Below are 13,847 nucleotides of genomic sequence, written 5' to 3'. Positions count from 1 at the left end.
TCAACCGAGGTCGGCGCCGGACACGTCGTGGTGCGCGGCGTCCCGGATCTCGCCCACCAGCTCCTCCAGGACGTCCTCGAGGGTGACCAGGCCGATGACCGAGCCGTCGCGCTGCGCGACACGGGCCATGTGGGCACCCTTCACCTGCAGGCTCTCGAGGGCGTCGTGCAGCAGGTCGTCGGGGTGCACCGACGCGAACGGGCGGATCCACTTGTCCTCGATCACCCGCGAGCGCTTGTCGTCGTCGGACTCCAGCGCGTCCTTGATGTGGAGGTAGCCCAGCAGGGACCCGTCCGGTGTGGACACCGGGAAGCGGCTGAAGCCCGTCGAGGCGCACAGTGCCTCGACGTCGGCGACGGTCGAGCCGGGCGTCACGGTGGCCAGGGTGTCGGGCGTCATCAGGATCGAGCCGACCGACTTCTCGGTGAAGCCGAGGGCACCGGCGAGCCGGTCGTACTCCTCGGCCTCGATGAGCCCCTCGCCCCGGGACTCCTCGACCAGGGCGGCGACCTCCTCGCGGGTGAAGCTCGAGCTCACCTCGTCCTTCGGCTCGATCCGCAGCAGGCGCAGCACGCCGTTGGCGGCCAGGTTGAGGCCGGCGATCACGGGACGGAGCACGGTCACGATCGCCATCATCGGCGGGCTGAGGACCAGCGCTGCGCGGTCGGGTCCGGCCAGCGCGATGTTCTTGGGCACCATCTCGCCGAGCACCACGTGCAGGTAGACCACGATCGACATGGCCACCACGAACGAGATCGGGTGGAGCAGGTCCTCGGGGATGTGGAGCTCGTGGAAGACGGGCTCGAGCAGGTGCGCCACCGCGGGCTCGCCGATCGCGCCGAGGCCGAGCGAGCAGACGGTGATGCCGAGCTGGGCACCCGCCATCACGAGCGAGACGTTCTCCATCGCGCGCAGCGTCGTCCGGGCGGCGCGGGAGCCCTCCTGGGCGCGCGGCTCGATCTGGCTGCGACGGGCGGAGAGCAGGGCGAACTCGGCGCCCACGAAGAAGGCGTTGAAGGCCAGCAGCACCACCGCCAGCACGACGCCGAACAGGTCACTTCTCATCGTCGGCCCCCACGCTCGCAGCTGCGTCGGCCGTCTCGGGGGTCACCAGGCGCAGGTCCAGGCGGTCGATGCGCAGACCGTCCATCCGCTCCACGGTCAGCGTCACGAGCCGCTCGCGCAGCTCGTGCGGGTCGCTGCGGTCGGGGACCGCCACCTCGACCCGGTCGCCGGGCGCGGGGATCTTGCCGAGCTCGCGCATCACCAGGCCGGCCACGGTGTCGTAGTCCTCGTGGTCGGGCAGCTCGACGTCAGTGGCGTCCTCGACCTCGTCGGGGCGCAGCAGCCCGGACAACGTCCAGCTGCCGTCGCGCCGCTGCCGGATCCGCGAACCGAGGCGGTCGTGCTCGTCGGAGATGTCGCCGACGATCTCCTCCACGACGTCCTCGAGCGTGACGATGCCCGCGTGGCCGCCGTACTCGTCGAGCACGATGGCCATCTGGAAGCCGTCCTGGCGCAGGAGCGCCAGCAGCGGGTCGAGCCGGAGGCTGTCGGGCACCACGACCGGCTTGACCATGATGTGCTTGATCCGGGTCGTCGCGCGCTCGTGCACCGGCACCGCGACGGCGTGCTTGACGTGCACCGTGCCGACCACCGTGTCCTCGGCGTCGAGGACCGGGAACCGGGAGTGGCCGGTCTGGCGGGCCAGGTCGATCACCGCGGAGACGCGGTCGCCGTCCTCGACGGTCGTGGTGCGCACGCGGGGCGTCATGATCTCGCCGGCGGTGCGGGTGCCGAACTCCACCGAGCGCTCGACGAGCTCGGCGGTCTCCGCGTCGAGCGTGCCCTGGTCGGCCGAACGCTGGACCAGCGAGGCCAGCTCCTGGGAGCTGCGGGCCGAGCGCAGCTCCTCCTGCGGCTCGATGCCGAGCCGGCGCACGATCAGGTTGGCCGAGCCGTTCAGCGCGCGGATGGGGCCCTTCGTCAGCGCGGTGAAGCCGCGCATGAAGCCCTGGGTGGTGCGGGCCGTCTCGAGCGGGCGGGCGATCGCGATGTTCTTGGGCACCATCTCGCCGAAGATCATCGTCAGCACGGTGCCGAGCGCGAGGCCCAGGCCGAGCGACAGCGGCGTGACCACGCTCTCCGGGAGGCCGGCTGCGCCCAGCGGGTCGTCGATCAGGTCCGCGATGGCCGGCTCGGCCAGGAAGCCGATGGCCAGGTTGGTCACCGTGATGCCGACCTGGGCGCCGGAGAGCTGGGTGGACAGCGACCGGAGTGCGATCTGCACGCCACGCGCGCCTTCGTCGCCGCCGGCAGCGGCGCGCTCGACCGTCGGGCGGTCCACGGTCACGAAGGAGAACTCCGCGGCCACGAAGAGGCCGCAGGCGGCCACGAGGGCCAGCGAGACGAGCAGCAGCACGAGGGGGGTCACGACGCGCACCTGGTGGTCAGGGCGGTCGTGCGGGGACTTTGACTCTCCATGGCGGGTGCTGCGGGTTCCTGTTCTTCGGCGTCGTCGTCGGCGTCGGATCGCCGCGTCGGCGAGCCCACAGAGTAGCGGTTCGACCAAGGTTCGCCCCACTCGTCGTGTCGCTTTGGGGAGGCGCGGCCCGGCGTCCTACTGTTGCCCCGACATCGGGGCGGTATGTGCGCCTTCACAGGCTTCGGGCGAAGGAAATTGGCGTAGATGCGTGGGTGGGCCCAGTCGATCACGGCTGCTCTGCTGGTCGTGCTCGTGGCCACCCTCGCGACGGTGACCGCCAACGGCGACACCAGCACCGCCGGCTCGGTCAGCCTCGTGCAGACCACGCAGAACCCCACGCCTACGCCGGACGCGCAGCCGTCGCGCCCCAACGTCGTCTTCGTCCTCACCGACGACATGCGCGACGACGACCTCGACCACATGCCGATCACCCGGCGGCTGCTCGCCGACCAGGGCATGGAGTTCACCGACGCCATCTCGCCGCACCCGCTGTGCTGCCCGGCCCGCGCGCAGCTCGCCACCGGCCAGTACGCCCAGAACAACGGCGTCCAGCACAACCGCGGCGTCCACGGCGGCTTCCAGGCGCTCGACCCCACGCAGGAAGCGAGCTCGTGGTTCCGCGACGCGGGCTACCGCACCGGCTTCGTCGGCAAGTTCCTCAACGGCTACGGGCCCCGCGACGTCCGCCCCTCGGGCTGGAGCCGGTGGGACGCGCTGACCCGCGGCGTCTACGACTACGTCGACTTCTCCATGACCCACGACGGCGAGCCCACGCGCTACACCGACAGCTACATCACGTCGGTCATCGAGGAGCACACCAACGACGACATCCGTGACTTCGCCGCGTCCGGTGACCCGTTCGTGGTCTACGCCTGGCACCTCGCGCCCCACTACCGGATCTCCCCCGAAGGCGGCCGCGGTCTCCCGCCGGCCGCACCGCAGGACGAGGGGCTGTTCGAGGGCGCGCGGCCGTCGTCGTTCGACGACCCGGCGTTCAACGAGGACGACGTCGCCGACCAGCCGGCGTACCTGCGCCGACTCTCCCCCGCCTCCCGCGCCGAGGTCAGCGCCGAGAACACCGCGCGCCTCGAGGCGCTCCAGTCCGTCGACCGCGCGGTCGGCTCGCTGGTGGAGACGCTCGACGAGCAGGGCGTGCTCGACGACACCTACATCGTCTTCTCCTCCGACAACGGCTACTCGCTGGGCGAGCACCGGTTCATCGGCAAGGACGTGCTGACCGACGAGGCGCTGCAGGTGCCGCTGCTCGTCCGTGGGCCGGGCATCGCGCCGGGCTCGACGTCCGACCTCCCGGTCACCCTGGTGGACCTCCCGGCGACGTTCGCCGGGCTCACCGGCGTCACGCCGGCGTGGCCGGTCGACGGCACCTCGCTGGTGCCGACGCTGCAGGGACAGGCCCAGCCCTTCCGCGACACCACGCTCATCCAGACCGGCCGGACGCTGGGTGACGGCTGGTCGCACCGCGGCGTGCGCACCGAGCGCTACCTCTACGGCACCGACGGCACCGACGGCTTCCTCTACGACCTGCTCCTCGACCCGGACAGGATGGTGAACCGGATCGACGACCCGGCGTACGCCCAGGTGCAGGCCGCGCTGGAGCTGCGGCGCAGCGAGCTGGTCACCTGCGCGGGCTGGACGTGCAACCAGGCATTCGGTCCCTTGCCCGACCCGTCACCCTGACCCTCGTGCCCGGGTCAGAAGTCCTCCACCAGGTCGTGCCGGTCGCGGTCTTCCTGGTCGCGATCACCATCACCGCCGAGGTCGCTCAGCTCGCCGGCGTCTTCGACGTCGCGGCGCACGCGATGGCGCGGCGGGCGCGGCACCGCGTGGTCCTGCTGTGGCTGACCTTCGCGGCGCTCGCGGTCGTCAGCACGATCGTGCTGAGCCTCGACACCACCGCCGTGCTGCTGACCCCCGTCGGGCTCGCGATCGCCCGGCAGACCGGCATCGCACCGATGCCCTTCGCGCTCACCACGCTCTGGATCGCCAACACCGGCTCGCTCCTGCTGCCGGTCTCCAACCTCACCAACCTGCTCGCCGTCCACCGCTTCGAGGACCTCGGCGCGAGCCACGGCGACTACGTGCGCACCGCGGCGCTGCCGGCGGTGACCGCGATCGTCGTGACCCTCGTCCTGATCGCCGTCCTCCAGCGGCGCGCGCTGCGCGGGACGTACGCCGTCGACCCGCCCGCCGACCCGCACGACCGCACCCTGCTCGTCATCGCCGGCGTCGTCTGCCTGGCCGTCGGTCCGCTCTTCGCGGTGGGCCTGGAGCCGGCCGTAGTCGCCGTGGCGTCGGCGACGGTGCTGCTGGTCGCCCTGCTGTGGCGGGCGCCGGCGATGGTCCGCGAGGTCCGGCCGCCGTGGTTGATGGCGGGTGCGTTCGTGGTGGTCGCCGGGCTGCTGCGGGCCGCCCAGTCCGAGGGCCTGCTCGACTGGCTCGCCCCTGCCGTCGGCACTGGCACGCGCCCGCTCGACCTCCTCCACCTCTCGGGTGCGTCGACCCTGGCCGCCAACCTGGTGAACAACCTGCCCGCCTACCTGCTCGTCGAGCCCGCGGCCGCCGACGACGTACGACGTCTCGTGGCCACGCTCGTGGGGGTCAACGCCGGCGCGCTCGTCACGCCCTGGGCGTCGCTGGCCACGCTCCTCTGGCTCCAGCGCTGCCGCTCCGCCGGGTTGCAGGTGCCGCTGCTGAAGCTCGCGGGCTGGGGCGCGATCTGCGCCGCACTGACCGTCACGGCGGCGACGCTGGCCATTGGCTGACCGGGATACTGGTGCCGTGACGATCTCGCGCGAGGACGTGCTGGCTGCCCGCGACCGGATCGTGGGGCGGGTGCGGCGTACTCCCCTGCTCGCGCCCTCCGGCCGCGACACGGTGTGGCTGAAGTGCGAGCACCTGCAGCATTGCGGCGTCTTCAAGACCCGGGGCGCCTTCAACCGCCAGCTCGCCGCCCTCGAGCACGGTGAGCTCGGCGACGCAGGCATCGTCGTCGCGTCGGGCGGCAACGCCGGCTTGGCACAGGCATTCGCCGCGAGCGAGCTCGGCATCCGCGCCACGGTGTTCGTCCCCGAGGCCGCACCGGGGGTCAAGGTCCGCCTCATCGAGGCCTACGGCGCCGAGGTGCGACGCACGGGCCGTGAGTACGCGGAGGCCCACGAGGCCGCGGTCGTCTTCGGGCAGCAGCAGGGCGCGACCTTTGTGCACGCCTACGACCAGCCCGACGTCGCCGCCGGCGCGGGCACCCTCGCCGAGGAGGTCCTCGAGGACGAGCCGACCATCGACACGATCGTGGTGGCTGTCGGCGGCGGCGGGCTCTATGCCGGGGTCGCCGCCGCCGTGCGCGGTAGGGCAAGGGTGGTGGCCGTCGAGCCCGAGCTGGCGCCCACGTTGCGCCGCGCGATGGAGGCCGGTGAACCGGTCGACGTCGCAGTGTCCGGCGTCGCCGCCGACTCCCTGGGTGCCCGACGCATCGGCGACCTCGCCTTCGCCGCCCAGCAGGCCGAGCCACCCGTGTCGGTGCTCGTCAGCGACGACCACATCGTCGCGGCCCGCCACCGCCTGTGGCACGAGCACCGGATCGCCTCGGAGCACGGGGCCGCCACGGCGATGGCGGCCCTGCTGTCCGGCGCTTACGTGCCGGAGCACGGCGAGCGGGTCGCCGTGGTGGTGTGCGGCGCCAACACGGATCCGACCACGCTGGCGTGATGCGGGGCGTATCCGATCACCCGCCGGACCGGCTGCCATCGCCTGAATTGGGGTAAAGGACGCTGATTCCTTTACCGAGTGCTGCGGCAGGAGGACCGTCGACAGATGGCGTCTCGCCGGAGCCACTCCGACCCCGGCGATGAGCGCCGGGGGGAGACATGACGGAGCAGACGACTGCGCTGACCACGAACGGGCTGCTGCCCACGGCGGCCGCACCTGGCGTGCCACTCACACGATCGGCGAAGGAGGGGTCGAGCCCACCGTCGCAAGGGTTGCGCACCATGCGCGTCCTCACCGCCAACGTGCAGTCCTTCCCGCAGACGGCGATCACGCTCGACGAGGCGCGGGAGGACCTGCGGGCGAACGCGCGCGACGGCGATCTCGTGCTGATGCAGGAGATCGACTCGCGCTACCGCCGCATCGTCCTCGAGGAGTTCCCGAGCACCGACTGGCACGTCTACTTCGGGCCCAGGGAGAACCACTCCCCCATCGCCGCCCGCCGGAAGGTGTTCGACGTCCTCGACGAGCACGCGCTGCTGGTGCATCCCGGGGTGCCGAAGGTCAACGAGCGCCGCTACCTCACGCACCTGCACCTGCGCCACCGGGAGCTGGGCGTCGAGCTGCACGCCACCAACGTGCACCTGGTCTCCGGTGCCTTCCGCAAGCCACCTTTCCCGGACGCCGCGGCGCGGCAGGCCTCGTGGCACGAGGGCATGCGTAAGCACGACAAGTTCATCGACGGGCTGCTCGCCACCGGCGCGCCCGTCGTGTGCGGCGGCGACTACAACCGACAGCTCCGCGCCATCCGCCCGCAGATCCAGGCGCTCGCCGGTGGGCGCCGGGTGTCGTTCGGCGTCGACCTGGCCTCGATCGACCTGATCTGGTTCGTCGACGGCACCGGCACCATGTGGGCCGAGCGTGCCCGGACGACCTTCCGCGGCAGGGAAGGGCGCCCGCCGAAGAAGCGCAACAGCGACCACGCCGCGCGGCAGGCCACGCTGGCCCTCGCGCGGGTCGGTGTCAGCCCCGACCCCGCACCCGAGCCCGTCGTCATCGCGCGGGACGGGACGAGCACGGTGAAGGACCGCGCGAAGAAGGAGCGCAAGCGGAAGAAGAAGATCGCCTCCTTCGTCCCGACCCAGCACCAGTCCGGCGAGCTGGCCAGCGCGGGGCTGCCGACGTCGGACACGTCGTTCGGCGGGCCGGCCGACCAGCCCTTCGCGCTCACCGAGTTCGGTGACACCAACCCCAAGAAGGTGGACTGGAAGACGCGGGCCGCGCTGGAGGAGGCCGAGCGCCTGCTCGGCTACCGGCTGACCGTCGTCCAGGGGTCCTACAACAACGGCCGGGTCAAGGCGTCCGGTCCCACGCACGACGGCGGCGGCGTCGTCGACCTGCTCGCCTGGGACTGGCGGCGCAAGGTCGCGGTGCTGCGGGAGATCGGCTTCGCCGCGTGGTACCGCCCGACCCGACCCGGCCTGTGGGGTGCCCACATCCACGCCGTGCTGATCGACCACGGGAAGCTCGATCCGAGCGCGGCCGCGCAGGTGGTGGCGTACCGCGCCGGGCGCGACGGCCTCAAGGGCGGCCGCGCCGACGCCTTCCCGCGGCCGCGCCCGGTCCCGGTGTTCTCCTACCCGCCGGCGCCCCGCGACCTGACGGGGCCGACGGCAGGCGAGGACAGTCGTGCGGTGGCGCCGCTCGGCCGCCCGTTCCCGCCGAACCGCTCCCTCGACGGCATCGACATCAGCCACCACCAGTCAGGACGGATCGACCTCACGGCCGCCAAGCGGGCAGGCCTGCGCTGGATGTACGTCAAGGCGACCGAGGGCGCGTCGTTCAAGGACCGCACCCACCGGGCGAGAGTGCGCCAGGCACGATCCGCGGGCCTGCCGGTGGGCGCCTACCACTTCGCCCGCCCCGAGGGCCGCGACGCCGCTGCCGAGGCGCGGTTCTTCCTGGCCAACATCGACCTACGGGCCGGGGACATGGTGCCGATGCTCGACCTCGAGGACATCGGGGACCTCACGCTCGCCCAGCTGACCGAGTGGACCGGGGTGTGGGTCCGCACCGTCAACCAGGAGATCCGCCGCAAGGGACTGAGCGGCAAGCCCGTCATCTACACGCCCTTCAACCTCACCAAGGGATTCGGGTGCCTGCTGTGGGTCGCGCGCTACAGCGACGACTTCCGGGCACCTGTGATCCCCCGGCCGTGGAAGCGCGCGGCGATCTGGCAGCACTCCAACGGCACGTTCGGACCGGTGAAGAACGTGCCGGGTGTCGGGAGGGTCGACGTGAACGCGATGCACCCCGACCTGCCGCTGTCCGCGCTGCGGCTCCGACCCGCCGGTCGGCCGGCGAAGCCCGGTCGGGGCACGGCGCGGCCACCTGTCGTCCCGCCCGCGGTCCTGGCGCCCGTCGACATCGCAACACCCGTCACGCCCGCCGTACCAGTCGTACCAGCCGTGGCCGTCCAGCCTGCTGCCGTACAGCCTCCGGCGGCCTACCGCGACCCGACCGTCACGACCACTGAGGTGCGTGGCGCACCGGGCGAGCCCGGCTCGATCACCGTCACGGTGACCGTGCCCCTGCCCGCCGCACCCGCACCGTTGCTCGTCCATCCCGACCTCAGCCCCGTGGAGGAGCAGCTCGCGCTCGCTGCCCGCAGCCTCCAGGGCGCGATCGAAGCACTTCCAGAAAGGCCAGAACAATGAACCTCAACACCGCCGCCGGAGTCCTCCGCACCCTTCCGCCATCCATCCGCAAGACGCTCTACACGGTCCTGGGCGTCGTGGGTGCTGCGCTGGCTGTCCTCGTCGGCTTCGATGTCGAGAAGATCGGCCCACTCAGCGTCGACACCATGCTCCAGGTGTGCACCGTCCTGCCGCCGCTGATGGGCGTCGTCGCGGTGGCGAACGTGACGCCCGGCGAGGGCGACGAGCTGTCGCTGCTCGACTTCGACGAGGACTGCGACGCGTCGTCGTTCGAGCCGGTCGGTGACGAGAGCGACGTGTTCGCTGAGGCGCTCAGCTGATCGGCCCTCAGCGCACGGCACAGACGGCCACGCGTGGCGCCGTGAGGCGCGGCGCTCCAGCACTCCTGCGTGCCGCTACGACGGTCTAGACACCCCCTCCTCCGACACCAATCGATCTGGCGCACCCGCGTCGAGAGCCTTTACTTTTTGTCAAGCGCGTCGTTCGTCTTGGGGGGCCGATGCCTGAGCACCTCGAACTCATCCTGCTGGGGACACCGCGGTTGATCGGCGCTGCGGGACCGATCCCGCTGTCTCCCGGGACGTCGCTGCTCTGCGCCTACCTGGCGCTCGCGCCCAAGGACGGACAACGCCGCCATGTGGCGGCAACGCAGCTGTTCGCCGATTGCCCCGAGCCCGTTGCACGACGTCGCCTCAGCACGGCGCTGTGGCGCCTCCGCACCGAGGTCCGGTCGGCGACAGGGTTGGACCTCGTCAAGTGCACGCGCGACGACAGGATGCGACTGAGTCCGACGGTGGAGATGGCCTTGGACACGCAGGACTTCGAATGTCTTGTCGCGCCGGCTCTGGAAGCGCCGCCCGAGGCTCTGACCCCCGAGGTCGCCGCCCGACTTGAGCGTGCGGTGTCGCTCCATCGTGGCCAGCTGATCGAGGAGTGCGGCGACGAGTGGGTCCTCGCGGAGCGAACGCGCATCGAGACGATGTACCTGACCGCATTGGACTACCTCGTCGTCCACCACGGCAAGCGGGGCGCGCACCTCGAGGTCCGGCGTTACGGTGAGCTCGCGCTGGCCATCGAGCCGCTCCGGGAGGACGTGCACCGTCACCTGATGACGGCCTACGCCGCCGCCGGGCGGGACGACCTCGTGGAGCGCCAGTTCGAGCGGTGTCGACAGGTCCTGCTCGACGAGCTCGGCGCAGATCCGCTGCCGGAGACGATCGGGCTGTACGCCCGGTTGCGACACTGCGACTCCGGTCTCTCGCCGTCGCTCTCCGCGCTGCGGGCCGATCTGGAACGTGCGCGCCGGGAGGTCGACCGGCTCGCCGTCGTCGTCGACAGGGCGCTCGAACACCTGCGCCAGCTGGGCTGACGCGCCCTCCAGGCTCCGGCCGTGACGGGTCCGTGACGGCGCCCCGTCCTCACCGAGATGTCACCGTGACAGTCCCGCGCGAGCGTGGTCTGCGGTCGAGGAAAGGCGCATCAGGTGGTCCTCACGTGGCGACGAAGGTACTTGCTCGACGTCTGGATCGAGCGGAGGGTCATCGACTCGTTGCCCTCCATCGTCCGCGGCCGCTTGCGTGACCTGACGATCGCCGAGGGGAGATACGTCGGCTCGTTCGAGGAGGTGCAGGCCAGCATCGAGGCCGACCTCGACGCCGACGGCGTGACCCCTCGGCGGTGGGAGCGTGACCGTGATGGTTCGTAGTCGCGTGGGCTCCTGCGCCACGGCCCGGTGCATGGCGGTGTCATCGTGATCGCACACGGGATGACGATCATCAAGAACGAGCTCGAGCGCAGCCTCGGCAGCTTCGGCGGCAACCCGCCGCACGCCGAGCTCGGGAGCGTCGCGGAGGTGTCCGCCGGCGGCCAGGGCAACGGCCAGGGCCGCAACCGGGTGCTGATCTCTCTGGTCAACATCCAGGAGGAGCGCACCCTCAGGAACGGCTCGACCTACGTCCGGGACGACGCAGCCCTCAGGGTCCGCCACGAGAATCCTCCGATCGTCCTCAACCTCGCCATGCTCGTCGCTGCCACGCACACCGACTACGACGACGCACTGCGAGCGCTGTCGCGGGCCCTGCTGTTCTTCCAGTCCCGCACCGTGTTCACCCATGAGAACGTGCACCCCGCGTCGATGACGGCCGGTGCGCCGGTCAACGACCGCGACCGGCTCGCGGAGTTCCGGATGGTCGTGAGCCTGTGGTCTCCCAGCATGGAGGAGATCAACGACATGTGGGGGATGCTCGGCGGCAAGCAGTTCCCCTTCGCGTTGTACTCCGTGCGGGCACTCGAGCTGCGCTCCGGAGCCGCCCTGAAGGAGTCGGGCCTCATCACCGAGGTCGTGCAGGACTACGCACACGCGAGAGCGAGGAGCTGATGGGCGAGCGCGTGCAGACCGCCTATCTCCGGCTCTTCGAGGTCCGGGTGCTCCACCACTACTGGCTCGACGAGGGCGACGTCGAGCACAGTGCCATCGTCGACGACGGCCTCAGGACCTCGCGACTGCTCACCTACGACGTGCGCAAGGTCCTCGCCCTGGAGCCGTCCGCTGAGACCGCCCAGCTCATCGCCGGCATGCAGGGGGTCTTCCGGGCGACCGGCCTCGGCCTGGTCGTCGCGGTGCCTCACGGCACCGTGACCGACCTCGACGCGACCTTCACCTTCCACGTCCGGGCAGCGGCCTTCGACTACGCCGCCTACACCGCGTTGACGCTGCGTCCGCAGCCCGTCGTAGACGTCCTCGACCCAGGAGACGACACCATCCACCGCTACAAGGCGAACGTCCCCGTGCTGTCGAACCTCACGGGTGCCGCCCGCGGGACCAGTTCGGCCAAGCGTCTCTTCCTTTCGACCGAGTACGCAGGGTCGGACGCGGGCGACGGCGTCGAGGCCGTCGTGATGTCAGGGACCCAGGTGCGCCAGCTGACAGGCGACCCGCCCGCGGCGCCGTTCCACGTCCTGGGCGCGAGGTCCGAGCTCCCCGTGTACGTGCACCAGGGCGACGTGCCCGCCATCGTCCCGCCGGCCGGGTCGACGGGCGCGCCACCGCGAGGTGTCGAGCTCAGCACGATCACGAGAGCTCGGTCGTCGAACACCTCGGGCATTCCACCGGACGTCGTCGCCATCATCAAGCTGGCCCCTCGGCGGACCGACGACAACGCCTTCAGCTTCGCCAACGCGAACGGCAGCGTGCGGGCTCCGACCCGGGTCTTCGAGGTGCACCTCCGCAACCGCTGGACGACCCGGAGGTACCGCGACCAGCGGGACGGGAGCGTCACCTCGACCGACGCGAACCCGACGGCACTGACCTTCTTCGGCAACACCGAACCCGACCGCAAGCCACGGACAGACGCGCTGGCGGTCGAGCGCGACACCGACGACCCCACCCGGGTCACCCAGCTCATCTCCGAGATCTACGTCTAGCCGACCAGGAAGGGAAGGCCATGGCCACTACGTACAAGACACCCGGCGCCTACATCGAGGAGATCCCGAAGCTCCCGCCGAGCGTGGCGCCCGTCGACACCGCCGTCCCCGCCTTCATCGGCTACACGGAGAAGGCTACCGACGAGGTCGCGGGCGACCTCCTCCTCAAGCCCAAGCGGATCGAGTCGCTCGTCGAGTTCGAGCAGTACTTCGGCGGCCCACAGGACGAGACCGGACTCGCGGTGACGATCACCACCAGGACGACGGCCGCGCCCGGCGCCCCGATCGGGGTCACGGCGAGCGTGACCGTCGACGAGGGCACGCGGTCCAAGCACATCCTCTACTACGCCCTGCAGATGTTCTACGCGAACGGCGGCAAGTCGTGCTTCATCGTCTCCGTCGGTGGCTTCAAGGCCGTCGCTGCCGCTCTGGACGTCGACGAGCTGCAGGACGCTCTCGAACCTCTGTCGAAGGTGGACGAACCGACCTTGATCGTGATCCCGGAGGCCCAGTCCCTGCCGATCGCGGACTACGCGGCCCTGCAGAACGCGGCGCTCGCTCAGTGCAACGACCTCAAGGACCGGTTCGTGATCATGGACGTGCACGGCGACGACGAGTCGCTGTCCGACCCCGATGCCGACCTCATCGAGGCAGTCGCGAACTTCCGGACAGCCGGTCCTGGCCAGTTCCTCAAGTACGGCGCTGCGTACGCGCCCAACCTCTCCACGATCCTCGACTACGCCTACGACGAGGCCGGGGGCGACGTCGACGTGACACACATCGTGGACGGAGCAGCACCCGTGACGACGACGTTGGCTGCCGTGCCGACCAACGACCTCCGCGAGCGTGCCATCGCCGCGATCCGCGCCAAGGATCTCGTGCTCCCGCCCAGCGGGGCCATCGCCGGTGTCTTCGCCAAGGTCGACAACGACCGGGGAGTCTGGAAGGCCCCGGCCAACGTACCGCTGGTGGCCGTCGTCAGGCCGACGATCGAGCTGGGCAACGTGCAGAACGACGCCATGAACGTGGATCCGACCGCCGGCAAGTCGGTCAACGCCATCCGCCCGTTCGTGGGCAAGGGGACGCTCGTCTGGGGTGCCAGGACGCTCGCGGGCAACGACAACGAGTGGCGCTACGTCAACGTCCGCAGGTTCTTCACGTTCGTGGAGGAGTCGGTCAAGAAGGCCACCGACCAGTTCACCTTCGAGCCCAACGACGCCAACACCTGGGTGAAGGTCCAGGCGATGATCGAGAACTTCCTGACGACGCAGTGGCGTGCCGGGGCGCTGCAGGGCATCAAGCCCGAGCACGCCTTCTACGTCGCTGTCGGTCTCGGCAAGACGATGACGCCGCTGGACATCCTCGAGGGCCGGATGATCCTCCAGATCGGGATGGCCGCAGTGCGCCCGGCCGAGTTCATCGTCCTTCGCTTCTCTCACAAGATGGCCGAGAGCTGAGGCCGTCCCCCCACCTGTTGACCACCGACGAACGGAGCACGC

General features: G+C 70.8%; 12 protein-coding genes. 10 read left to right on the top strand and 2 right to left on the bottom strand.

Going from position 1 to position 13,847, the window contains the following annotated elements; translation table 11 throughout:
* Nucleotides 1–1,065: a hemolysin family protein gene (locus tag ACE3QY_RS05375; protein ID WP_374454981.1), complete on the bottom strand. Its 1,065-nt coding sequence runs from the start codon at nt 1,063–1,065 to the stop codon at nt 1–3.
* A complete protein-coding gene (locus ACE3QY_RS05370) occupies nt 1,055–2,434 on the bottom strand; it encodes a hemolysin family protein (RefSeq protein ID WP_374454980.1) in 1,380 nt (459 codons plus the stop codon). Before ACE3QY_RS05370 ends, ACE3QY_RS05375 begins: the two co-directional genes overlap by 11 nt.
* Before the next feature lie 255 nt (nt 2,435–2,689).
* On the opposite strand from ACE3QY_RS05370, the gene ACE3QY_RS05365 reads away from it, so the two are divergent.
* The 10 genes from ACE3QY_RS05365 (at nt 2,690) to ACE3QY_RS05320 (ending at nt 13,805) form a co-directional block, all read left to right on the top strand.
* Nucleotides 2,690–4,183, top strand: coding sequence for a sulfatase (locus tag ACE3QY_RS05365; RefSeq protein ID WP_374454979.1), 1,494 nt, complete (start codon nt 2,690–2,692; stop codon nt 4,181–4,183).
* A 5-nt stretch (nt 4,184–4,188) separates the two neighbouring features.
* Nucleotides 4,189–5,268 (top strand): SLC13 family permease, encoded by a 1,080-nt coding sequence (locus ACE3QY_RS05360; RefSeq protein ID WP_374454978.1) that lies wholly within the window; start codon nt 4,189–4,191, stop codon nt 5,266–5,268.
* Between the two features lie 16 nt (nt 5,269–5,284).
* Nucleotides 5,285–6,211, top strand: coding sequence for a threonine/serine dehydratase (locus ACE3QY_RS05355; protein WP_374454977.1), 927 nt, complete (start codon nt 5,285–5,287; stop codon nt 6,209–6,211).
* Nucleotides 6,212–6,492: 281 nt separating this feature from the next.
* On the top strand, nt 6,493–8,925 hold the full coding sequence (locus ACE3QY_RS05350) for a GH25 family lysozyme (protein WP_374454976.1): 2,433 nt from the start codon (nt 6,493–6,495) through the stop codon (nt 8,923–8,925).
* Entirely contained in the window at nt 8,922–9,245 is a 324-nt protein-coding gene (locus ACE3QY_RS05345; protein WP_374454975.1) for a hypothetical protein, read from the top strand. Before ACE3QY_RS05350 ends, ACE3QY_RS05345 begins: the two co-directional genes overlap by 4 nt.
* 179 nt (nt 9,246–9,424) lie before the next feature.
* Entirely contained in the window at nt 9,425–10,294 is an 870-nt protein-coding gene (locus ACE3QY_RS05340; protein ID WP_374454974.1) for a BTAD domain-containing putative transcriptional regulator, read from the top strand.
* A 141-nt stretch (nt 10,295–10,435) separates the two neighbouring features.
* Nucleotides 10,436–10,630, top strand: coding sequence for a hypothetical protein (locus ACE3QY_RS05335; protein WP_374454973.1), 195 nt, complete (start codon nt 10,436–10,438; stop codon nt 10,628–10,630).
* 45 nt (nt 10,631–10,675) lie between these two features.
* Nucleotides 10,676–11,302 (top strand): DUF4255 domain-containing protein, encoded by a 627-nt coding sequence (locus ACE3QY_RS05330; RefSeq protein ID WP_374454972.1) that lies wholly within the window; start codon nt 10,676–10,678, stop codon nt 11,300–11,302.
* Nucleotides 11,302–12,348, top strand: coding sequence for a hypothetical protein (locus ACE3QY_RS05325; protein WP_374454971.1), 1,047 nt, complete (start codon nt 11,302–11,304; stop codon nt 12,346–12,348). Before ACE3QY_RS05330 ends, ACE3QY_RS05325 begins: the two co-directional genes overlap by 1 nt.
* A 20-nt stretch (nt 12,349–12,368) precedes the next feature.
* Nucleotides 12,369–13,805, top strand: a complete 1,437-nt coding sequence (locus ACE3QY_RS05320; RefSeq protein WP_374454970.1) for a phage tail sheath family protein — start codon at nt 12,369–12,371, stop codon at nt 13,803–13,805.
* The last annotated feature ends 42 nt before the right edge of the window (nt 13,806–13,847 follow it).

It is taken from the genome of Nocardioides sp. (genome assembly GCF_041913365.1).
GTDB lineage: Bacteria > Actinomycetota > Actinomycetes > Propionibacteriales > Nocardioidaceae > Nocardioides.
The sequence above is the reverse complement of the archived record's forward strand: the minus strand, read 5'-3'. Positions and strand labels throughout refer to the sequence as shown.

Coding starts and splice junctions, on each gene's coding strand:
- ACE3QY_RS05375 (WP_374454981.1), bottom strand. CDS start 1,065: ATGAGAAGTGACCTGTTCGGCGTCGTGCTGGCGGTGGTGCTGCTGGCC.
- ACE3QY_RS05365 (WP_374454979.1), top strand. CDS start 2,690: ATGCGTGGGTGGGCCCAGTCGATCACGGCTGCTCTGCTGGTCGTGCTC.
- ACE3QY_RS05350 (WP_374454976.1), top strand. CDS start 6,493: ATGCGCGTCCTCACCGCCAACGTGCAGTCCTTCCCGCAGACGGCGATC.
- ACE3QY_RS05345 (WP_374454975.1), top strand. CDS start 8,922: ATGAACCTCAACACCGCCGCCGGAGTCCTCCGCACCCTTCCGCCATCC.
- ACE3QY_RS05340 (WP_374454974.1), top strand. CDS start 9,425: ATGCCTGAGCACCTCGAACTCATCCTGCTGGGGACACCGCGGTTGATC.
- ACE3QY_RS05325 (WP_374454971.1), top strand. CDS start 11,302: ATGGGCGAGCGCGTGCAGACCGCCTATCTCCGGCTCTTCGAGGTCCGG.
- ACE3QY_RS05320 (WP_374454970.1), top strand. CDS start 12,369: ATGGCCACTACGTACAAGACACCCGGCGCCTACATCGAGGAGATCCCG.